This is a genomic window from Micromonospora sp. NPDC085948, from assembly GCF_040686315.1.
GTDB lineage: Bacteria > Actinomycetota > Actinomycetes > Mycobacteriales > Micromonosporaceae > Micromonospora.
This window is the reverse complement of record NZ_JBFBJW010000008.1, coordinates 113,228-133,466: the sequence shown is the minus strand read 5'-3', so window position 1 is coordinate 133,466 and position 20,239 is coordinate 113,228. Positions and strand designations below refer to the sequence as shown.

Sequence of the window (20,239 nt, the reverse complement as noted above, 5' to 3'; positions counted from 1 at the left end):
CGTGCGTGCCGGGCTGCGCGGGCTGACCACCCGCGGGCGCTCCTTCCTCGCCGCCGCGGCCGCGGCGGCGATCTCGTCCGGCATCCTCGGCGAGAGGGACCTGCTGCGGGTGGCGGTGCTGCTGGCCGTCCTGCCGTTGCTGGCCGCGGCCTACGTGGGGCGCAGCCGTTACAAGCTGGCCTGCAACAGGTCCCTGGACCCGCACCGGGTTCCGGTCGGTGCCAACTCCCGCGTGGTGCTGCGTCTGCAGAACCTCTCCCGGCTACCGACCGGCACCCTCCTGCTGGAGGACCGGTTGCCCTACGCCCTGGGCAGCCGACCCCGGGTGGTGTTGGAGCGGCTCGGCGCGCACCAGGCAAGTTCGGTGGCGTACACCGTGCGGGCCGATGTGCGGGGCCGGTACGACGTGGGTCCGCTGGTGGTCCGGATAACCGACCCGTTCGGCCTCTGCGAACTCACCCGGTCCTTCCCCAGCACCGACCACCTGACGGTCATCCCGCAGGTCACTCCCCTGCCGTCGGTCCGGCTCCCCGGGGAGTACGCGGGCAGCGGCGACAGCCGCGCCCGGTCGGTGGCGGTGCACGGCGAGGACGACGCGGCGACCCGGGAGTACCGGCGCGGCGACGACCTGCGTCGGGTGCACTGGAAGTCCACCGCGCGTACCGGCGAGCTCATGGTGCGCCGCGAGGAGCAGCCGTGGGAGAGCCGAGCCACCGTCGTGCTGGACACCCGGGCGTACGGCCACCGCGGCGAGGGGCCGACGGCCAGTTTCGAGTGGTCCGTCTCCGCCGCCGCGAGCATCGCCGTCCACCTGCGCCAGGCCGGCTACAAGCTGCGCCTGGTCACCGGCTCGGGCGTCGACGTGGACGCGTCGGAGGCCGGCGGTGACGGGGCGCTGCTCGACCACCTCGCGGAGGTGCGCCTCGATCAGCGCGCCGAGGTGACAGGTCTCGTGCAGCGGGTCCGTCAGCGCGCCGACGGCGGGTTGATCATCGGGCTGTTCGGCACGGTGAGCGTGGCCGAGGCCGAGCTGCTGGCCGGGCTGCGGGGCAACGGCGCCACCTGCATCGGCTTCCTGCTCAACAGCTCCACCTGGCTCAGCCTGCCGGAAAAGGCCCGGGCGGAGGCGGAGCACGCGCACGCCGCCGCCGTCCTCGCCATGTTGCAGAGTGGCTGGCGGGTCGTCGGCGTCGACCACGGTGCCCGACTGCCGACGCTGTGGCCGCAGACCGGTCGGGGCTCCCAGGGCTTCGCCCTGCGCGCCGCGCTGGCGGAGACGGTCGCCGGCGGCGTGCGATGAACGGAAGGGTCCCCTCATGATCGCCAGTCGCCACATCGGCCTGGTGGCGGCCACGGCCACGCTGCTGGCCGCCGCGCCGCTGTCGGCCATCTTCCAGAGCTGGACGTGGCTCGTCGAGTCGATCATCGCGGTCGCCGTGGTGGCCGGGGCCGCCGCGCTGACCAGGCTGGTCCGGGCACCACTGTGGGGTCAGGTGCTGGGCATGCTGGCCGGGTTGGCCCTCGCGCTGACCTGGATGTTCCCCAGCGACCAGGAACTGCTCGCCGTCGTGCCCACGCCGAGCACGTTCGCGCACTTCGCCGACCTGCTCAACGCCTCCCTGCAGGACATGCGCACGTACGGGGTCGAGGTCCCGGACACCGACCCGCTGCTGTTCATCGCCGTGCTCGGCGTCGGCGCGGTCGCCGTACTGGTGGATGTCCTGGCGGTGGGGCTGCGCCGGCCCGCGCTGGCGGGGTTGCCGATGCTCGCGATCTACTCGGTGCCGGTCGCCGTCTACGTGGACAGCGTCCCCGCGACGCCGTTCGTGGTGGGCGCCGCCGGTTATCTCTGGCTGCTGGTCACCGACAACGTCGACCGGGTACGCCGGTTCGGGCGTCGGTTCACCGGCGACGGCCGAGACGTCAACGTGTGGGAGGCCTCGCCGCTGGCGTCGGCTGGCCGTCGGCTCGCGGTGGTCGGGGTGGTGCTGGCGGTGGCGCTGCCGTTGGCGGTGCCCGGCATGAGCGGCGGGCTCCTCGACTCCCTCAGTCGAGGTCCGGGCAACGGCAACGGCAACGGGTCCGGTTCGGGCGGCACCTCGGGTCGGATCGACCTCTTCGCCTCGCTCGCCGGTCAGCTCAACCAGTCCCAGGTGGCCGACCTGGTCAAGGTCACCACCTCGGAACGCGACCCGTTCTACCTGCGCTACGCGGTGGCCGACGAGCTGCGTCCGAACGGTTTCCAGGCGCGCAGCCCGAGCGGCCGGCCGGCCAACCGGGACCTGCCCAACCCGGCCGAGCGGGCGCGCCCCGGCGTGCAGCAGACCAGCTACCGGGCCACCGTCGAGGTCACCAAGAGCCTGAGCATGTCGCTCATGCCGGTGTACGCCGAGCCGGTGCGCACCGACGACCTCAGCGGCAACTGGCTCTACGACCCCACCCAGCAGGTCGTCTTCTCCAACCGGGAGAACTCCCGGGGCCGGAAGTACTCCTTCGACTACGTCCGCTCGACGTACACGCCGGCGACGCTGCGGGCCGTCCAATCGCTGCCGACCGACCACCCGGTACGTCGGCAGATGACCGCCACCCCCGGGCCGGTGCCCGAGGTGGAGGAACTGGTCAACGGCCTGACCCAGGGTAAGCGCACCGACTACGACAAGGTGTTGGCGATCTACCAGCACTTCTCGGCGGACAACGGGTTCAGCTACCGGCTGAGCACCGAGAGCGGCAGCAGCGGGCAGGACATCGTCAACTTCCTCACCAACAAGGTCGGCTACTGCCAGCAGTACGCCGCCGCGATGGCCTGGCTGGTCCGTTCGGCGGGCATTCCGGCCCGGGTGGCGTTCGGGTTCACCAACGGCAGCAAGCGCGACGGTGACACGTTCACGTTGACCAACCTCAACCTGCACGCCTGGACCGAGGTCTTCTTCAACGGGGTCGGCTGGGTGCCGTTCGACGCCACCCCGACGTACGGGGTGCCGGGGTCCACCCGCTCGGCCTGGGCGCCGGACACTGACGCGCCGGAGCCGTCCACCCCGGGCACCGGCGTCACGGACGCCCCGGCGGGCCCGGAGGAGTCGGCCGGTCCGGCCGGGCCGGACAACGCCGACCGGGACGTCGACGACGGGCTGTCCCTGGGCGGCACCACGCCGGCCGAGCAGCCACCGGTCTGGCCGTGGTGGACGGCGGGCCTGCTGGCCCTGCTGGCGCTGCTCGCCATTCCCGCGCTGCGCCGGCTGATGCTGCGCCGTCGACGGGGTGGCCAGCCGGCGAGCGCCGCGATGGCCGCCACGGCAGCCGTCGGCGACGGTGTCGAGCCGGGGTCGCGGGTGGTGGTGGTCGGCGTGGACGCCGACCGTGCCCGCGCGGACGCACACGCCGCCTGGGCGGAACTGCTCGACACGATGGTGGACTTCCGGGTCCCGGTCGACCTGACCGAGACGCCCCGGGCCACCGCCGACCGGCTGGTCCGAGACACCCTCGGCGACGACACCGCCGCGACCGGGTCGGCGCGGCTGCTCGGCCAGGCGGAGGAGCGGGCCCGTTACGCACGGGACCCGCTGACCGGTGAGCGGTTGCTGCCGGCGCTACGCGCGGTCCGTGGGGCGCTCGCCGCACGGGCCGACCGACGCACCCGCCTGGTCGCCGCCGTGTTGCCGCCGTCGGTGCTGCTGCGGTGGCGGACCACCATGGCGGACACATCCGGCCGGATGGTGGCGCTGACCGGGCGGGCCCGGTACCGGCTGCTGCGCTGGAACCCTCGACGGCTGTTGGCGGACCGAGCGGCCCGCTGACCTGCCGAGCTGAGCGACGCCCGTCCAGGGCCGGGGTGGCGGTCCACCGACCGCCACCCCGCCCGACAGCCCGTCCCGCCACATCAGGCCTGCCCCGCCGACTCCGGGTGCCGTCAACTCGCTTGATCAAGGCCAAGCGCATGATCAGGACGTGCGGGGTCGACGCATGAGCAGGGCGCTGCGGGCAGCGGAAATGGGATAGGGGCGCGCGGCTACGACGCAGGTCGCCGGGAGCTGCGCCCGGCGACCCGCTCGTCGCGGCGTTCGGCCCGCCTCAGAGGCGGGACTGACTCAGCGGTGCCCCTCCGGGCGCTGCCGCCACCTGTCCTCCATGCGGTCCAGGAGCGACGACCGGCGACCGGACCGGCCACCGCGGGGACGACGACGACTTGTCGTGCCGCCCACCACGTGCAGGTCGGGTGACTGTGCTCGCCGGTGCGACTGCACCGCGAACGCGGCCGAGGCCAGCATGACGACAAAGCCCGCCACCGCCAGCGGTGGAGTCTTGATCACCGCCCCGTAGACCAGTAGAGCCAGGCCAGCGATGATGACGCCGGCGGCGACGAGCAGGCGACGCCGCGCATGGAAGCGCGGATCGCTGGCGCGCACGGCCGAGGCGAATTTGGGGTCCTCGGCAAGCGACCGCTCGATCTGCTCGAACAGCCGCTGCTCGTGCTCCGAGAGCGGCACGGCACTCCTCCCCGGTCACGTTGGTCGGGCCCACTCGGGCCGACAGACCGTGGCAGCCATCCGACTGCTTACCCGCAAGTCTACGAGGGGGGTCGCGCGTCGGAAAGCGGGACGACCTACGGGTGGGGTGGATTTTCCTTTCGTTGAGCGTCGCGGTCGCCCATCAGACTGGCCGGACCTATGACGGACCGCCCGAATCGGGCAGCGGCGGCGTCGGCGGCAGCCTCCGCCTCCCGCCAACCGCGCTCGGGCGCGCCGAGGGTGAGCTGTCGGTGCGCGCCCTGCGCCGGGGCGAGCCCCTCCACCCGGACACCGACGAGCCGGATCCGCTCGCCCGGGTCCAGTGCGGTGTAGAGCGCCCAGACCGTGTCGAACATCTCGCGGGCGGTGTCGGTGGCCACGTCGAGGGTGCGGGAGCGGCTGACGGTCCGGAAGTCGGCCAGCCGCACCTTGAGTGCGACGGTGCGCCCGACCTGCCCGGAGCCACGCAACCGGACGCCGACCTTGGCGCTGAGCGCGAGCAACGCGCGGCGGATCTCCAAAGGGTCGGCCACGTCGACGTCGAAGGTCACCTCGGCGCCGATCGACTTGTCGACGTGCTCGGGGCTGACCCGGCGTGGGTCCCGTCCCCAGGCCAGCTCGTGCAGGTGGGCCGCCGACGCCGCGCCGACCGCCTTGCGGAGCAGGCCCAACGGGGCCTCGGCGAGGTCGCCGACGGTGGCCAGGCCGAGCCTGCGCAGCGACTCGGCGGCCCGCTCCCCCACTCCCCAGAGCGCGTCCACCGGCAGCGGGTGCAGGAAGTCGAGCACCTGCCCCGAGGGCACCACCAGCAGGCCGTCCGGCTTGGCTCGGGTGGAACCGAGTTTCGCCACGAACTTGCTCGGCGCCACCCCGACCGAACAGGTGAGCGCCTGCTCGTCGGCGACCCGTTGGCGGATCAGTCGGGCGATGGCGGCCGGGGAGCCGAAGAGCCGACGGGCGCCGTTCACGTCGAGGAACGCCTCGTCGAGGGAGAGCGGCTCGACCAGCGGGGTGATGTCCCGGAAGATCTGCATCACCGCCCGGGAGGCGGCCGTGTAGGCGCTGAACTCCGGTGGCAGGTAGACCGCGTGCGGGCAGCGCGCCCGAGCCTGGCTGGTCGGCATCGCGCTGCGGACGCCGTAACGGCGGGCCTCGTAGCTGGCCGAGCTGACCACGCCGCGCGGCCCCACCCCGCCGACGACGACCGGCCGGCCGCGCAGCTCCGGTCGGCGGCGCACCTCGACGGCGGCGAAGAAGGCGTCCATGTCGACGTGCAGGATCGGGCTGCCGGAGTCGTCGGCATCCGGCCCGAAGCGCGGATCCCCACCCCGGGGCAACGACTGACTGCGGCCCATCCGGGCAGGTTAACCCGAAGGTACGACACCACCAGCCGCCGGCGGGCCGGACCGTGCCCCGGTCAGCCGCGCACGACCAGCAGCGGCACGGTCAGCTCGACGGCGGTGTCCGACCCGTGGTACGCCACCAGCTTCGACGCCATCGGCCGCTCGGTGCGGCTGGCCATGACCGCGTAGGTGTCGTTGCAGATCACCACCACGTCACCGATGCGCCCGAGGTGGTCCTCGGGCACCGGCCCGAACCAGCCGGTGGCCACCACCTCGTCGCGGGTGCGTACCCGCGCGGCGTCACCGAGCACGGTCGACCAGGTGGCCACCACGTCGTCGAGCGCGCCCGGCGCGACGTGCAGGTACCGCACCCGGGCCTCACCGGCGACCACCCGGACCCCGTCGCGCAGGCGGGGGTCGGCGTCCAGGTCGAAGCGGTGCTCGGCGGGAATGTCGAGTTGGCCGTGGTCGGCGGTCACCAGCAGCGCCGCGTCCGGCGGGAGGCCGTCGACGAGTCGGGCGACCAGCGCGTCCACCTCGGTGGCGGCGGCCCGCCAGGGTGCCGAGTCGACGCCGCTGAGGTGGCCGTGCCGGTCCAGGTCGGCGTGGTAGCCGGAGACCAGCGTCGGCCCGGCGCCGGCGGACAGCGCGGCCAGCATGGCGGTGGCCACCGCGTCCCCACCGGCGGCGCCCCGGAAGTCGCCGCCCCGGTTGGCCGCCAGGGTCAACCCGCTGCCGCCGAACTCGGGCCGACTCACCACAGTCGTCGTCACACCGGCGGCGCGGGCGCGCTCCAACTGGGTGGTCACCGGCTGCCAGCTCAGCGGCGACGGATCGCCGGCCCAGTCGGTGTGGGTGAGCACGCGGTCCGTGCCCGGCACCCGTACGGTGAAGCCGAGCACCCCGTGCGCGCCGGGCGGGGCACCGGTGCCCAGCGACACCAGGCTGGTCGGGGTGGTGGACGGGAAACCCGCGATGAGCGGCCGGGCCGTGGTCGCGGCGAGCCCGGCGAGCGTCGGCGCGTACGGGGCGGCGGTCGGTACCTGGTACCAGCCGAGCCCGTCGACCAGCAGCACGGCGATCCGGCGCACCCCGGCCAGCGTGGGGGCCAGCCCGAGCGGGTCGGCCGAGCCGGGCACGCCCAGCACGGCGAGCGCGCTGGGCAGCACGTCCGCGAGACGGCCACCGCCGTGGTGCGGCCCGAGGACCGCCAGCGGCGGCCCGGGTGGCGGGTCGCTCATGCCGGTCGGCGGGCGAACAGGTGCAGTTGGGCGGCCAGGTCCCGGTACGGCGGTTGGGCGGCCAGCGCGCGTTCCAGCTCGACCAGGGCGGCGGACTGCCCGTCGGCGACCGCGGCCGGCAGCAGGTCGGCCAGCACTCGTACCCCGTGGATCTCCTCGACCACCAGCCCGGCGGCGCCGAGCAGCGCGGCGGCACCGGGGGCGTCGTAGCGCCGCCGCAGCGTGTCGCGCGGCCCGGCCGTGCCGGCGGGATCGGTGGCCAGGGCGGTCGCGACGTCCAGGTGCCCGTTCATCGCCCGGCCCAGCACGGCGGCGGCCCGGCCGGCGACCAGGACACTGGCCGCGCCGCCGGGACGCAGCGCGGTGGCCAGCGCGGCGACCACCGGCGTCGGGTCGTCGACCACCTCCAGCACGGCGTGGCAGAGCACCAGGTCGACGCCGGCCGGCTCGACCAGCCCGGCGAGGGCGTCACCGTCGCCCTGCACGGCGGCGATCCGGTCGGCCACCCCGGCCTCGGCGGCCCGACGGGTGAGCGCCGCGAGGGAGTCGGGGCTGGCGTCGACCACGGTGACCCGGTGCCCGGCGCGGGCCAGCGGAACGGCGAAACCGCCGGTGCCACCGCCCACGTCGAGCACGGTCAGCTCGGCGTCTCCGCGCCGGTCCAACTCGGCACGGAGCACCGACCAGATCACGGCGGTACGGGGTGTCAGCGGCGGCTCGGCGAACCGGCCTCGGGTCTGCTCCACCCGGTCGAGCCTAGTGGGTCAGGAGTCGGTGCCCTCGGCCTCGTCCTCGGCCCGGGACCGGCGCTCGTTGGCCACCGGACCGTTTGTCACCTCGTACTCGCGGGGGTCGGCGAGGTGCGATGGCACCCAGCCGGTGCCCAGCCGGGTCCGCCGGGCGTTGGCGATTCCACCGGTGTACGCGTGATTTCCCGTCATTGTCGTTCTCCCTCACGGATCACGGGCGGCTCTGCCCGCTCGGGACGAGTCTCCCGCCCAACGACCCAGGAAACCGTAATGTGGGTCACTCTCTCAGCGGAAGTCACGGGAGGCGGGGCTGACCGGCGGCTCGATGGCGTCCAGTCGGTCGGCGACCAGGTTGGTCACCCCCTCGTGCCGCTGCAACCGCCCCCGAACCACGAGCGCGGCGCTGGTCCGGGCCACCCGCCGGTAGCGCTGCCACAACCCCGGCGAGCAGGTGACGTTGAGCATCCCCGTCTCGTCCTCCAGGTTGAGGAAGGTGACCCCGCCCGCGGTCGCCGGACGTTGCCGGTGGGTGACGATGCCGCCGACCCGGATCCGTTGCCCCGGCTCCACCCGGCCCAGCCGGGCGATCGGCACCGCGCCGAGCACGTCGAGCTGACCCCGGATGAAGCGGGCCGGATGGCTCTCCGGGGACAGCCCGGTGGCCCACACGTCGGCGACCAGCCGGTCCACCGCCTCCATCCCGGGCAGCGTGGGGGCCGCCGCGCCGGTCACCGTGCCGGGCAGCCGGCCCGGCCGGTCCTGGGCCGCCGCGCCGGCGGCCCAGAGCGCCTCCCGCCGGGTCAGCCCGAAACAGGCGAAGGCGTCCGCGGTGGCCAGCGCCTCCAGTTGCGCGGCGGTGAGACCGACCCGCCGGGCCAGATCCGACATGTCCCGGTACGCCCCACCGGCGTCCCGGTCCGCCGCGATCCGCTCGGCCACGTCGGCGCCGAGGGTACGCACGCTGGACAGGCCGAGCCGGACGGCCGGGCCGCCCAGCCCCCACGCGTGCGGTGGCTCCCCCGGCCCGCTGCCCCACCGGGTGTCCGGGGTGGATTCCAGCACCGCCACCGCCCCGCTGGCGTTGATGTCCGGCCGGCGTACCTCCACGCCGTGCCGGCGCGCGTCGTCGACAAGGGTCTGCGGGGAGTAGAAACCCATCGGCTGAGCGTTGAGCAGCGCCGCCAGGAACGGCGCCGGGTGGTAGCGCTTGAGCCACGAGCTGGCGTAGACCAGGTAGGCGAAGCTCATCGCGTGGCTCTCCGGGAAGCCGTAGCTGGCGAACGCGGTGAGCTTGCGGTACACGTCGTCGGCCAGCTCGCCGGTGATGCCCCGCTCGGCCATCCCGGCGTAGAGCCGGTCGGCGATGCGGGTCATCCGCTCGACCGACCGTTTGGCGCCCATCGCCCGGCGCAACTGGTCGGCCTCGGCCGCGTCGAAGCCGGCCAGGTCGATCGCGAGCTGCATCAACTGCTCCTGGAACAGCGGCACACCCAGGGTCTTCTCCAGGGCGTTGCGCATCAGCGGGTGCGCGAACGTCACCGGCTCCTGGCCGTTCTTGCGCCGGATGAACGGGTGCACCGAACCGCCCTGGATCGGGCCGGGGCGGATCAGCGCCACCTCGACCACCAGGTCGTAGAACTCGCGGGGCTTGAGCCGGGGCAGGGTGGCCATCTGGGCACGACTCTCCACCTGGAACACCCCGACCGAGTCGGCCCGGCAGAGCATGTCGTAGACCTCCGGGTCGTCCAGGGTCATGTCACCCAGGTCGAGGCTCTCGCCGATCATGTCGTAGCCGTAGTGCAGGGCGGAGAGCATGCCGAGCCCGAGCAGGTCGAACTTGACCAGGCCCACCGCCGCGCAGTCGTCCTTGTCCCACTGGAGCACGCTGCGCCCGGGCATCCGCCCCCACTCCACCGGGCAGACCTCGATCACCGGCCGGTCGCAGATCACCATGCCGCCGGAGTGGATGCCCAGGTGCCGGGGGAACGTCTGCAACTCGTTGGCGTACTCCACCACCTGCTCGGGGATGTTCTCGACGTCGACCGTGGCGACCGAGCCCCACCTGTCGATCTGCTTGCTCCAGGCGTCCTGCTGACCGGGCGAGAAGCCGAACGCCTTGGCCACGTCCCGCACCGCCGACCGGGGTCGGTAGGAGATGACGTTGGCGACCTGGGCGGCGTGTTCCCGGCCGTAGCGGGTGTAGACGTGCTGGATCACCTCCTCCCGGCGGTCGGACTCGATGTCCACGTCGATGTCCGGTGGGCCGTCCCGCTCCGGGGCGAGGAACCGCTCGAAGAGCAGCCGGTGCCGGACCGCGTCCACATTGGTGATCCGCAGCGCGTAGCAGACCGCCGAGTTGGCCGCCGACCCCCGGCCCTGGCAGTAGATGTCCTGCTCACGGCAGAACGAGACGATGTCGTAGACCACCAGGAAGTAGCCGGGGAAGCCCAGCTCCTCGATCATGTTGAGTTCGTGGTCGAGTTGCGCGTACGCCGCTGGGTGCGCCTGCGGCGGCCCGTAGCGCTCGTGCGCGCCGTCCGCGGTCAGCTTGCGCAGCCAGCTCATCTCGGTGTGCCCCGGCGGCACCGGGTACGCCGGCAACTGCGGCGCGACCAGTTGCAGGTCGAAGGCCAACTCGGCGCCGAACTCGGCGGCCCGCGCCACCGCACCCGGGTACGCGGCGAACCGGGCCGCCATCTCCGCGCCGCTGCGCAGGTGGGCGGTGGCCGCGGCGGGCAGCCAACCGTCGATCTCGTCCAGGCTGCGGCGGGCCCGGACGGCGGCGACGGTGGTGGCCAGCCGACGCCGGCCGGGGCTGGCGTAGTGCACGTTGTTGCTGGCCACCGTCGGCAGCCCGGCCGCGGCGGCCAGCTCGGCGAGCGCGTCGTTGCGGTCGGCGTCGACGGGATGACCGTGGTCGGTCAGCTCCACCGCGACCGTCTCCGCGCCGAAGAGCGCGGTCAGCCGGTCCAACTCGCGCGCCGCCGCGTCCACGCCCTCGGTGAGCAGCGCCCCCGGCACGTGCCCCTTGCGACAGCCGGTCAACACCAGCACGTGGTCACGCAGTTCCTCGGCGACCTGCTCCAGCTCCCCGTAGACCGGGCGGCCCTTCTCCCCGCCGCGCAGCTGGGCGCGGGCGATGGTGGTGGCCAGCCGGGCGTACCCCTCGTGGCCGTGCGCGAGCACCAGCAGGTGCGCGCCGTGCGGGTCGGGTTCGCCGTTCTGCGGGCCGGGCAGCCCGAGGGACAGCTCCGCGCCGAAGATGGTCGGCAGGCCCAGCGTCCGAGCCGCCTCGGCGAAGCGGACCACCCCGTAGAAGCCGTCGTGGTCGGTGACGGCGAGCGCGGTGAGCCCCAGCCGGGCCGCCTCCTCGGCCAGCTCCTCCGGGTGACTGGCACCGTCGAGGAAGCTGAAGTTGGTGTGCGCGTGCAGCTCCGCGTAGGGCACCACGCCGTCGGGGCGGGTCAGCTCCGGCGGCTGGTACCGCTCGCGGTGGCGACTCCAGGCCGGGGAGTCTCCCCCGTCGGCGTCCACGGCGAGCGGGTCCACCACGTGCAGGTGCCGCTCCTCACGCGACCGCCCGCCGCCGGCCCGCCCGGAGAGCACCCGCTCCAACTCCGACCAGGGCATCTTCGGGTTGTGGAAGCTCACCTGGCCGCCACCTCGCACCGATCACGGCGAGGGGACGTGTGCTCAGTCATAGATCGCCTCCACCAGCCACTGCCCGGCCTCGACGGCCAGCAGCAGGGCGGCGCCGTCGGCCAGGCTGACCTGGAACCGGGCCCGACGGCGGGCCTCGGCCGGGGCCCACCACCGCTCGTCCACCGGCCACGGGCCGGCCCAGCCCACGATCTCCGCCGGCTGACCGGTGCCGACCACCAACCGAGCCGGTGGGGCGCTCACCGCCAGCCGCGCGCTGATCACCACCGGCTCGCCGGCGGCGTCGTGCACGGTCGCGGCGAGTGGGCTGGGCAGCACCACCGCCGGCGCCGGCGCCGGGAGTCGTCCGGGCCACGGCGGCACCCCGCCCGTGCCGCGGGCAGCAGGCCGACCGGCACCGCCGGCCCGGGCAGCGCCGCCGGCGCTCGACTCACCGGCCAGCGACACCGGACCGGAACGCGCGACCGCCTCACCCGACAACGGCACCGAACCAGAACGCGCGACCGCCTCGCCGGGCAGCGGCGCCGGGCCGGGACGGGTGGGGAGACGTTCGTCGCCCCACGGCACCAGTCGCACCTGGTCGGCCGGGGAGCGACCACCGCCGAGCACAGCGGTGACCACCGCCTCCGGGCCGAGGATGCCCTGCACGCGGCTCAACGCCCGGTGTGCCCGGTCCCGCTCCTCACCGGCCTCCCCCCACAGGCCGACCTGTAGGCCGGCCTGGGCGATCACCCCGTCCGGGACCAGCCGCAACCGGATGATGCCGGCCGTCGGCCGGGCCGGTCGTGCGCCGGTACGGCCGTTGCTGCCGGAGAGCCAACCGTCGAGTTGCCAGCGCACCCGGTCGGCGATGGCCGCGGCCGTGAGCAGGCCATCGTGCCGCCACACCCGGTGCAGCTCCTGACCGTGTTCGGTGACCGCCTCGATGCCGAGCCGGGTGCAGGCCAGCCCGCGCCCGGCCAGCCCCTCGTGCAACTGTTCGGCCAACGCCCGGGCCGCGAACGCCGCCGCGTCGACCCGGTCGATCGGTTCGTCGTACCCGGCGGTCACCGTCAGGTCGGCCGGTGGCTGCCGGACGGCGAGCGGTCGGTGGTCGCGCCCGGCCGCGAGCCGGTGGGCCAACGCTCCGTCGAACCCGAACCGGGCCACCACGTCGCCGGCCGGCAACGCGGCGAAGTCGCCGAGGGTACGCACCCCCAGCCGGCGCAGCAGGTCGGCCAACGCCGACCGGCCGAGCGCCTCGACCGGCAACCCGGCCAGGAACTCCGGTGTCCCGCCCGGTGCCACCACCCGGCCGGCGCGGGCGGCCAACCCGGCCGCAAACACCCCGTCGGCGATGCCTACCTGACTCTCCACCAGGCACGACTGGGCGACATGCTCGATGATCCGCTCAGCGGCCGCCTCCTCACCGCCGAGGTAGCGGCCCGGCCCCCGGGCGGCCACCGCGCAGGCGCCCGGACGGACCACCTCCACGCCGGCGACCAACTCCTCCACCGCGGCGACCACCGGCTCGAACGCCCGGGCGTCCCGGCCTGGGTCGTATTCCACGACGGTGAGTTGCGGGCAGCGACCCTGCGCCTCCCGCTTACGCAGACCTCGGCGTACCCCCTCGGCGCGGGCCCGCTCGGAGCAGGCGACCACCCGGTTGGCGTGCAGCACGGCCACCGGGCTGGTCGCCGGCACCCCGTCGACGATCTCGGCGGCGAGCACCGGCCAGTCCGGGCACCACAGCAGCAGGGTGCGTGGTGGAGAACCGGTCACCCCCGACCGACCAGGGCAAGCGGCGCGGCCGGTCGGCCCACGGTCGACGGCACCGTGCGGGGAATGACCCGGGTCAGCTCGTCACCCGGGAGCCAGACCTTGATCTCCTTGGGTCGGGCGGCCGCCCCGCGCCCGCGCGCCGAGACGGTGACCTCCCGGCGGCGCAGCCGCCCCCGGCCCTGGCCGAGCCCTTCCCACACTCCACGGACCACCCGCAGTGTCACGTCCGCGCCGTCCCACCGGCCGTACGGGACGAGCACGCTGCCGCGCTGCCGGGCCCGGGCGGCCAGCCGGGTGGCGACCGAGGCGGAGACCGTGGCCGGCACGGTGGTGACCACGACGTCCACCCCGTCGATCAGCGCGGCGACCACGGTGGCCCACTCCGGGCCGGGATTCGGCACCAGGGCCAGCCGGTCCAGGGCGATGCCCAGCTCAGCGGCCGCACCCGCACCGAACGTCGGCACACCGACCACGGCGCACCACGAGCCGGCCCGGGACGCCTCAGCGAGCAGGGCCAGCATCAGCGAGGTGCCGCCGCTGCGCTGGGGCTGGCCGGCGGCGACCGCGATGGTGCTCCCCCGGCGCAGGCCTCGGTTGGGCAGCAGACCGGTCAGCTCGGGTGCCACCGGCAGCACCCGATGACCGCCGACCGGGTCGGGTGCGCTCGCCGGGCGCACCAGATCGGCCAGTGCGGCGGAACCGACCACCATGCGGCCCGCCATTGGACCAACCCCCCGTCGTTGCTGCTGCTGCTGCTGTGGATCACATTCAGGACCGGCACGCCGTGCCACCGCCCGCCCGGCTCCCCCCGCGGGGCGGTCGGTGGCACGGCGGGCTCATGCCGCGAGGCCGTCCAGGGCCGGTTGGTGGGCCACGCCGAGCGCGGTCTCCACCACCGTGACGAACTGTTCGGCGGCGCGGAGCAGGTCGTCGGCTTCCCGGGCGCTGACCACCCGGGGGATGCCGGCCTCGGCGGCGGCGCGCTTGCTGGCTCCGGCGGCGAAGAATCGGGACCACTCGTCGAGCTCCGGAGCGACGGCGCAGAGGAGGACCCAGACACTGGTGATCCGGTTGCGTCGACTGGGCGCGGGCCGGGCGCGGGCGGCGAGCAGGGCAGCCGCCGCCCGCAGCGCCGCCAGGTGGGCAGCCGCGTAGCGCAGGCCGTCGGGTCGGGTCTGGCCGGCCTCGACCAGCCCGCGCCGCGCCAACGTGAGGAGTTGGGCGGGGGTGCGGTGCGGCAGCACGTGCGCCGGCACCGTCGGTGCCTGAGCCGGGTTGGTCGGCATGGGTGTCTCTCCTCCACGTGGCCGAGACGTCGCTCCGGCGGCTGATGCCACCGACGAGACGCCGAGGTCGGGTGGTGCGGAGGAAGACGCACCGGGTGTGGCCGGCCGGGTGTGGACGCTTCCCCACACCACACCCGGCCGGCGTACCGGCGGGTGCGTCGCCCGCCGCCCGGGGGTCGTGGGCGGCGAGCGACGCTCCTGCCTGTCGGGACCAGGCTCGCGACTGCCCGGAAACCCAGGTGCGGCCCGCGGAGCCACACCGGCCGGAGCTGGCGCCGCGAAACGCCGCGCTCCGGCTGGTTGGAACGGGCGTTCGAGGCAATCGAACACTCGTTCTAACTGCTGCTGACAGTACACCTCCCCTCCGACGAAAATGCAACGTGTGACGCGCCGCCCGTGCCGGCCGACTGAACCGGGCGCCAGCGGACCGGGAAGAATGGCGGGATGCAGCCACACCCGAACGTACGGGCGGTGCAGGACGCGCTCACCGCCGCCGGCACGCTCGACGGCGCCGGTGAGCCCAGCACGATCCGCCTGCTGCCCGAGGCGGTGCACACCGCGGCGGCCGCCGCCGAGGCGCTCGACGTCGAGGTCGGCCAGATCGCCAACTCGTTGATCTTCGACGCGGACGACGCGCCGCTGCTCGTGCTCACCTCCGGCGCGCACCGGGTGGACACCGCCGGCCTGGCCGCGTCGATCGGGGTCACCCGGCTGCGCCGGGCCACCCCGGAGTTCGTCCGGACGCACACCGGGCAGCCGATCGGCGGGGTCGCCCCGCTCGGGCACCCGCACCCGCTGCGCACCCTGGTGGACACGGCGCTGGCGACGTACCCCGAGATCTGGGCCGCGGGTGGCGTACCGCAGGCGGTCTTTCCGACCACCTACGCCGAACTGCTGCGGGTCACCGCCGGCACCCCGGCCGAGGTGGCGTGAGCGAGCCAACCGGTGAGCCCGGCAGCGCCGTACCGGAGTTGGTCACCCTGCACGTCTGGCGGACCTCCCCCGGTGCGCTGCCCCGGGCGCTGATCCGGATGGCGGTGGACCCGCGCCGGCTGCGGACCCACCCGGGCGTCCGGTTCGGCAAGCTGCTGGGCACCGGGACCGGCACCGGCTTCGGACCCGGCGACGCCGACCTGACCCGGTGGGCGGCGCTGACCGTCTGGGACTCCCCCGCCTCGGCGGCCGACTTCGACGACTCGCCGGTCGGCCGCGCCTGGGCCCGCATCGCCCGCGCCCAGGCCCGGGTCGACCTGCGTCCGCTGAGCAGCCGGGGCGAGTGGTCCGGTCAACGACCGTTCGGCGAGCCCGCGGGCGGCCGGGTCACCGGCCCGGTGCTGGCGCTGACCCGGGCCCGGTTGCGGGTACGCCGGGCGGCCACCTTCTGGCGGGCGATCCCGCCGGTGGCCGCCGCCCTGCGCGACGCGCCCGGGTTGCTGGCCCGGTTCGGGGTCGGGGAGGCACCGCTGGGTTGGCAGGGCACGGTGAGCGTGTGGCGCGACCCGACAGACCTGGTGGCGTTCGCGTACCGTCACCCGGAGCACCGGGCGGCGATCATGCGAACCCCCACCGAGGGCTGGTACGCCGAGGAGTTGTTCGCCCGGTTCGAGGTGCGCGACGTGGTCGGCGACCGGTCGGTGCTCGGGTGGGTCGCCGACGGTGGCCCGGAAACGGTGAAGGGTGGACGGGCATGAGGTTGGTGCGCTGGACGCCGGACGATCTCGTCCGGCGGCTGGACGACGTGGTGGCCGTCTACGGCGAGGCGATGGGATACCGCACCGACCTGCTCGAGGCCCGACGCGGCTACATCGCCACCCACGTCCGCCGGCCGGGTTTCCGGGCGGTCGCCAGCCTGACCAGCGAGGGGCACCTCGCCGGTTTCGGCTACGGCTACCTGGGCGCCTCCGGTCAGTGGTGGCACGACCAGGTGTACCGGGCGCTGGACACCCCGACCCGCACGCGCTGGCTCACCCACTGCTTCGAGGTGGTCGAGTTGCACGTCCGGCCACCGGCGCAGGGCCACGGCCTGGGCACCGGCCAACTGCGCGCGCTGCTCGGCATGGCCGAGGGCGACACCACGCTGCTGTCCACCCCGGAGGCCGACGAGCAGACCTCGCGGGCCTGGCGGTTGTACCGGCGCTTCGGTTTCGTCGACGTGCTGCGCAACTTCCACTTCCCCGGCGACGAGCGACCGTTCGGCGTGCTCGGTCGGGATCTGCCGCTCGAGCCACCGGCGTCATGACCCGGCGGATCTCCTGGACACTGCTCGCCGTCCTGGTGCTCGCCCAGATCTGCTACCCGCTCACCACCGGCGCCACCCGGGCCAGGCTCACCGTGGCCACCGTCGTACTCGGGTGGCTGCTCTCGGTGGGCCACGCGCTGCTCAGCCGGGGTCCGCGGGTCGCGGCGGCGCTGGTGGCGGTGGCCACCGGCGGTGGGTTCGCGATCGAGGCGGTCGGGGTGGCCACCGGTGTGCCGTTCGGCAGCTACGACTACTCCGGGGAACTGGGTCCCAAGCTGGCCGGAGTGCCGCTGATCATTCCGCTGGCCTGGACCTGGATGGCCTGGCCGGCCTGGCTGGCGGCGGTCCGGCTGACCGGCGGCGGCGGGTCGGCGGCTGCTCGGTGGGTACGGCGGATCGCGCTGGCCACCGTGGGGCTGGCCGCCTGGGACCTCTTCCTCGACCCGCAGATGGTGGCCGAGGGCTACTGGGTCTGGCGGGACGCCACCCCCGCGTTGCCCGGCCTGGCCGGCATTCCGGTCAGCAACTACCTGGGCTGGTTGCTCTTCGCGGTGCTGATGATGAGCGCCCTGCGTCCGCTGGCCGGATCGGCCGCCGAGCACACCGACCGGCGCGACGACCCGATGGCCGCGCTCTACCTGTGGACGTACTTCTCCAGCATCCTGGCCCACGCGGTCTTCCTCGACCTGCCCGCGTCGGCGCTCTGGGGGGCGGCCGGCATGTCGGTGACCGCCATACCCCTGGCGGTGACCGTCCTGCGTGCCCGCCGGGGCGGTGACTCCGGTCGGAAGGCCCACCAGCCACACCGCCCCGGCGTCGACGCGACCCGATGACCGTCCTGCTCGCCCTGCTCATCGCCGTCGCCGCGCTGACCGGGCACACCTGGCTCAACGCCACCCGCTGGCTGCGCCGGCCTGCCGACCGACCCGACGCCCTCGACGAGCCGGTCGCCGTGCTGCTGCCGCTGCGCGACGAGGCCGCCCGGGTCACGCCCTGCCTGCGCGCCCTGCTCGCCCAACGCGGTGTACCGGGGCTGCGCGTCGTGGTCCTCGACGACGGGTCCACCGACGGCACCGCCGACGTGGTCCGCGCGGTGGTCGGCGACGATCCCCGGGTCACGCTGCTCACCGGGGTCGCCCCGCCGCCGGGCTGGCTGGGCAAGCCGCACGCCTGCTGGCAGTTGGCCACCCGGGCCGACCCGGACGCCACCGCGCTGGTCTTCGTCGACGCCGACGTGGTGCTCGCCCCGCACGCGGTGGCGGCGGCCGTCACCGAGTTGCGCGACGCCCGCGTGACGCTGCTGTCGCCGTACCCCCGGATCGTGGTGGCGACGGCGGCCGACCGGCTGGTGCAGCCGCTGTTGCAGTGGTTGTGGTTGACGTTCCTGCCGCTGCGCGCGATGGAACGCTCGCGGCGGCCGTCGCTGGCCGCGGCGGGCGGCCAGTTCCTGGTGCTGGACCGGGCCGGCTACACCGCCGCCGGCGGGCACGCCGCGGTCGCCGACAAGATCCTGGAGGACGTCGAGCTGGCCCGGGCGGTCAAACGCGCCGGTGGGCGGATCGCCCTGGCCGACGGCTCCCGGCTGGCCACCTGCCGGATGTACGACGACTGGCCGCAACTGCGCGACGGGTACGCGAAGTCGCTCTGGGCGTCGTTCGGGCACCCGGGCGCGGCGGCGGCCGTGGTGGCGGCGCTGCTGCTGCTCTACACCGCCCCGCCGCTGATCGCGCTGGGGTTCGCCTCGACAGCTCCGCGGGTGTCGATGGTTGCGCTCATCGCATACCTGCTGGGGGTGGCCGGACGGGTGCTCACCGCCCGGGCGACCGGAGGCCGGTGGTGGCCCGACGCGCTCGCACACCCCGTGTCGGTCGTGGTCCTCGGTTGGTTGACCCTACGGTCGTACCATCTGCGAAAGCGACGTCGCCTGACCTGGCGGGGCCGCCCGGTCAGCTAGGAGGGCGTGGCATGGCGCGGATCGTGGTCGTCGGCGCCGGGGTGGGTGGCCTCGCCACCGCCGCCCGGCTGGCCGCCACCGGGCACCAGGTGACCGTCTTCGAGGCCGCCGACACGGTCGGTGGCAAGCTCGGCCGGTACGCGCACGACACCCCGGCCGGTCCGTTCCACTTCGACACCGGGCCGAGCCTGCTCACCCTGCCCCAGGTCTTCCACGACCTGTTCGAGGCGACCGGGGCGAAGCTCGACGAATATCTCGACCTGGTCCCGTTGGACCCGATCGTCCGGCACGTCTTTCCCGGCGGCGGCCCGACCCTGGACTCGTGCGCCGACCCGGCGGAGTTCACCACCCGGATCGGGGCCGCCCTCGGTGACCGGGCGGCGGCCGACTGGCAACGGCTGTGGCACCGCGCCGAACGGGTGTGGCGGGCCTCCGAACGCGACATCCTGCGCCGTACCGTCGACTCCCCCCGCGATCTCGCGTCGTTGGCCTGGCGGCTCGGCGACCTGGCCGCCATCGCCCCGGGCCGCACCCTGCGCGGGTTGGGCCGCGGGCACCTGTCCGACCCGCGGCTGCGGATGATGCTGGACCGGTACGCCACCTACACCGGCGCCGACCCGCGCCGGGCGCCGGCGGCGCTGGTCGCGGTCCCCTACGCCGAGCTGGCCTTCGGTGGCTGGTACCTGCGCGGTGGGCTGGGCACCCTCGCCGACGCGCTGCTGACCCGCTGCCTGGACCTCGGCGTGGTCGTGCAGACCGACACCACGGTCACCCGGATCGACGCCACCGGCGGCCGGGTGCACGGGGTACGCCTCGCCGGCGTCACCGCGCCGGTGCCCGCCGACGTGGTGGTGGCCAACGTGGACGCGCTGACCGTCTACCGTGACCTGCTGCCGCACCCGCGTCGGCTGGCCGGGCTGACCGACCGCAGCCTCGCCGGCTTCGTGCTGCTGCTCGGTGTCTCCGGCAGCACCGGGCTGGCCCACCACACCGTCTTCTTCCCGGACGACTACGACGCGGAGTTCGACGCCGTCTTCGGGAACCCCGGGCGCGGCGTACGGGCCCGGCCGGCGGTCGACCCGACGGTGTTCGTCACCGTGGCCGACGACCCGATGGTCCGTCCGGCCGGGCACGAGGCGTGGTTCGTGCTGGTCAATGCCCCCCGCCACGGCAGCGCGGCGGGCGCGGTCGACTGGCGACGCCCGGGGCTGGCCGACGCGTACGCCGACCGGATCCTGGAGGTGCTGGCCCGGCGCGGCGTGGACGTGCGCGACCGGCTGCTGTTCCGCGAGATCCGCACCCCCGCCGACCTGGGCACGGCGACCGGCGCGCCGGGCGGTTCGATCTACGGCACCGCCGGCGGGTTGCTCCGCCCCGCCAACCGCGGCCCGGCGAACGGGCTGTGGCTGGTGGGTGGCTCCACCCACCCGGGCGGCGGGTTGCCGATGGTGACCCTCTCCGCGCAGATCGTCGCCGACGAGATCGGCCCCGCCTGGTAGGG

The 20,239-nt window shown here is 74.6% G+C and carries 17 protein-coding genes; 8 read left to right on the top strand and 9 right to left on the bottom strand.

All coding sequences use genetic code 11. The features are described 5' to 3' along the window. The first annotated feature begins 1 nt into the window (after nucleotide 1). Both AB0O48_RS21565 and AB0O48_RS21560 read left to right on the top strand, forming a co-directional pair. Entirely contained in the window at nucleotides 2-1,300 is a 1,299-nt protein-coding gene (locus AB0O48_RS21565; RefSeq protein ID WP_357251023.1) for a DUF58 domain-containing protein, read from the top strand. A 16-nt stretch (nucleotides 1,301-1,316) separates the two neighbouring features. Further along, the gene (locus AB0O48_RS21560; RefSeq protein WP_357251020.1) at nucleotides 1,317-3,794 is read left to right on the top strand and encodes a DUF3488 and transglutaminase-like domain-containing protein; all 2,478 of its coding nucleotides are present in this window, start codon (nucleotides 1,317-1,319) and stop codon (nucleotides 3,792-3,794) included. Nucleotides 3,795-4,085: 291 nt separating this feature from the next. Here the strand turns inward: AB0O48_RS21560 and AB0O48_RS21555 are convergent, their stop codons facing one another. The 9 genes from AB0O48_RS21555 to AB0O48_RS21515 all read right to left on the bottom strand — a co-directional run bounded on the left by AB0O48_RS21555 (nucleotide 4,086) and on the right by AB0O48_RS21515 (nucleotide 14,545). After that, entirely contained in the window at nucleotides 4,086-4,484 is a 399-nt protein-coding gene (locus tag AB0O48_RS21555; protein ID WP_088988398.1) for a DUF3040 domain-containing protein, read from the bottom strand. A gap of 116 nt (nucleotides 4,485-4,600) precedes the next feature. Continuing rightward, on the bottom strand, nucleotides 4,601-5,860 hold the full coding sequence (locus tag AB0O48_RS21550) for a DNA polymerase IV (RefSeq protein ID WP_357251017.1): 1,260 nt from the start codon (nucleotides 5,858-5,860) through the stop codon (nucleotides 4,601-4,603). Nucleotides 5,861-5,922: 62 nt separating this feature from the next. Continuing rightward, entirely contained in the window at nucleotides 5,923-7,089 is a 1,167-nt protein-coding gene (locus AB0O48_RS21545) for a nucleotide pyrophosphatase/phosphodiesterase family protein (protein WP_357571473.1), read from the bottom strand. After that, nucleotides 7,086-7,835, bottom strand: a complete 750-nt coding sequence (locus AB0O48_RS21540) for a methyltransferase domain-containing protein (protein ID WP_357251011.1) — start codon at nucleotides 7,833-7,835, stop codon at nucleotides 7,086-7,088. Before AB0O48_RS21540 ends, AB0O48_RS21545 begins: the two co-directional genes overlap by 4 nt. An 18-nt stretch (nucleotides 7,836-7,853) precedes the next feature. Next, the gene (locus tag AB0O48_RS21535) at nucleotides 7,854-8,030 is read right to left on the bottom strand and encodes a hypothetical protein (protein WP_357251008.1); all 177 of its coding nucleotides are present in this window, start codon (nucleotides 8,028-8,030) and stop codon (nucleotides 7,854-7,856) included. Between the two features lie 93 nt (nucleotides 8,031-8,123). Then, on the bottom strand, nucleotides 8,124-11,489 hold the full coding sequence (locus AB0O48_RS21530; RefSeq protein WP_357571472.1) for an error-prone DNA polymerase: 3,366 nt from the start codon (nucleotides 11,487-11,489) through the stop codon (nucleotides 8,124-8,126). 42 nt (nucleotides 11,490-11,531) lie between these two features. Then, nucleotides 11,532-13,259 carry a DNA polymerase Y family protein gene (locus tag AB0O48_RS21525; RefSeq protein ID WP_357251002.1) on the bottom strand — a complete coding sequence of 576 codons (1,728 nt, stop codon included), beginning with the start codon at nucleotides 13,257-13,259 and terminating at the stop codon, nucleotides 11,532-11,534. Further along, nucleotides 13,256-13,981 carry a hypothetical protein gene (locus tag AB0O48_RS21520; RefSeq protein ID WP_357250999.1) on the bottom strand — a complete coding sequence of 242 codons (726 nt, stop codon included), beginning with the start codon at nucleotides 13,979-13,981 and terminating at the stop codon, nucleotides 13,256-13,258. Before AB0O48_RS21520 ends, AB0O48_RS21525 begins: the two co-directional genes overlap by 4 nt. Nucleotides 13,982-14,095: 114 nt before the next feature. After that, a complete protein-coding gene (locus AB0O48_RS21515) occupies nucleotides 14,096-14,545 on the bottom strand; it encodes an SAV_6107 family HEPN domain-containing protein (protein ID WP_007463070.1) in 450 nt (149 codons plus the stop codon). 444 nt (nucleotides 14,546-14,989) lie between these two features. Between AB0O48_RS21515 and AB0O48_RS21510 the strand changes: the two genes are divergently transcribed. Genes AB0O48_RS21510 through crtI form a run of 6 tightly spaced genes read left to right on the top strand, consistent with a single transcriptional unit; the run spans nucleotide 14,990 to nucleotide 20,237 of the window. Continuing rightward, nucleotides 14,990-15,478: a YbaK/EbsC family protein gene (locus AB0O48_RS21510; protein ID WP_357250996.1), complete on the top strand. Its 489-nt coding sequence runs from the start codon at nucleotides 14,990-14,992 to the stop codon at nucleotides 15,476-15,478. Then, the gene (locus AB0O48_RS21505) at nucleotides 15,475-16,236 is read left to right on the top strand and encodes a monooxygenase (RefSeq protein ID WP_357571470.1); all 762 of its coding nucleotides are present in this window, start codon (nucleotides 15,475-15,477) and stop codon (nucleotides 16,234-16,236) included. The genes AB0O48_RS21510 and AB0O48_RS21505 overlap by 4 nt, the downstream gene beginning before the upstream one ends. After that, nucleotides 16,233-16,784 (top strand): GNAT family N-acetyltransferase, encoded by a 552-nt coding sequence (locus AB0O48_RS21500; protein WP_357250990.1) that lies wholly within the window; start codon nucleotides 16,233-16,235, stop codon nucleotides 16,782-16,784. Before AB0O48_RS21505 ends, AB0O48_RS21500 begins: the two co-directional genes overlap by 4 nt. Then, nucleotides 16,781-17,617 carry a carotenoid biosynthesis protein gene (locus tag AB0O48_RS21495; RefSeq protein ID WP_365067843.1) on the top strand — a complete coding sequence of 279 codons (837 nt, stop codon included), beginning with the start codon at nucleotides 16,781-16,783 and terminating at the stop codon, nucleotides 17,615-17,617. The genes AB0O48_RS21500 and AB0O48_RS21495 overlap by 4 nt, the downstream gene beginning before the upstream one ends. Further along, nucleotides 17,614-18,738 (top strand): glycosyltransferase family 2 protein, encoded by a 1,125-nt coding sequence (locus AB0O48_RS21490; protein ID WP_365067840.1) that lies wholly within the window; start codon nucleotides 17,614-17,616, stop codon nucleotides 18,736-18,738. The genes AB0O48_RS21495 and AB0O48_RS21490 overlap by 4 nt, the downstream gene beginning before the upstream one ends. 11 nt (nucleotides 18,739-18,749) lie before the next feature. Continuing rightward, entirely contained in the window at nucleotides 18,750-20,237 is a 1,488-nt protein-coding gene (gene crtI / locus AB0O48_RS21485) for a phytoene desaturase family protein (RefSeq protein WP_365067837.1), read from the top strand. Nucleotides 20,238-20,239: the final 2 nt, after the last annotated feature.

Coding starts and splice junctions, on each gene's coding strand:
- AB0O48_RS21560 (WP_357251020.1), top strand. CDS start 1,317: ATGATCGCCAGTCGCCACATCGGCCTGGTGGCGGCCACGGCCACGCTG.
- AB0O48_RS21550 (WP_357251017.1), bottom strand. CDS start 5,860: ATGGGCCGCAGTCAGTCGTTGCCCCGGGGTGGGGATCCGCGCTTCGGG.
- AB0O48_RS21545 (WP_357571473.1), bottom strand. CDS start 7,089: ATGAGCGACCCGCCACCCGGGCCGCCGCTGGCGGTCCTCGGGCCGCAC.
- AB0O48_RS21535 (WP_357251008.1), bottom strand. CDS start 8,030: ATGACGGGAAATCACGCGTACACCGGTGGAATCGCCAACGCCCGGCGG.
- AB0O48_RS21520 (WP_357250999.1), bottom strand. CDS start 13,981: ATGGCGGGCCGCATGGTGGTCGGTTCCGCCGCACTGGCCGATCTGGTG.
- AB0O48_RS21515 (WP_007463070.1), bottom strand. CDS start 14,545: ATGCCGACCAACCCGGCTCAGGCACCGACGGTGCCGGCGCACGTGCTG.
- AB0O48_RS21510 (WP_357250996.1), top strand. CDS start 14,990: ATGCAGCCACACCCGAACGTACGGGCGGTGCAGGACGCGCTCACCGCC.
- AB0O48_RS21500 (WP_357250990.1), top strand. CDS start 16,233: ATGAGGTTGGTGCGCTGGACGCCGGACGATCTCGTCCGGCGGCTGGAC.
- AB0O48_RS21495 (WP_365067843.1), top strand. CDS start 16,781: ATGACCCGGCGGATCTCCTGGACACTGCTCGCCGTCCTGGTGCTCGCC.
- AB0O48_RS21490 (WP_365067840.1), top strand. CDS start 17,614: ATGACCGTCCTGCTCGCCCTGCTCATCGCCGTCGCCGCGCTGACCGGG.
- crtI (WP_365067837.1), top strand. CDS start 18,750: ATGGCGCGGATCGTGGTCGTCGGCGCCGGGGTGGGTGGCCTCGCCACC.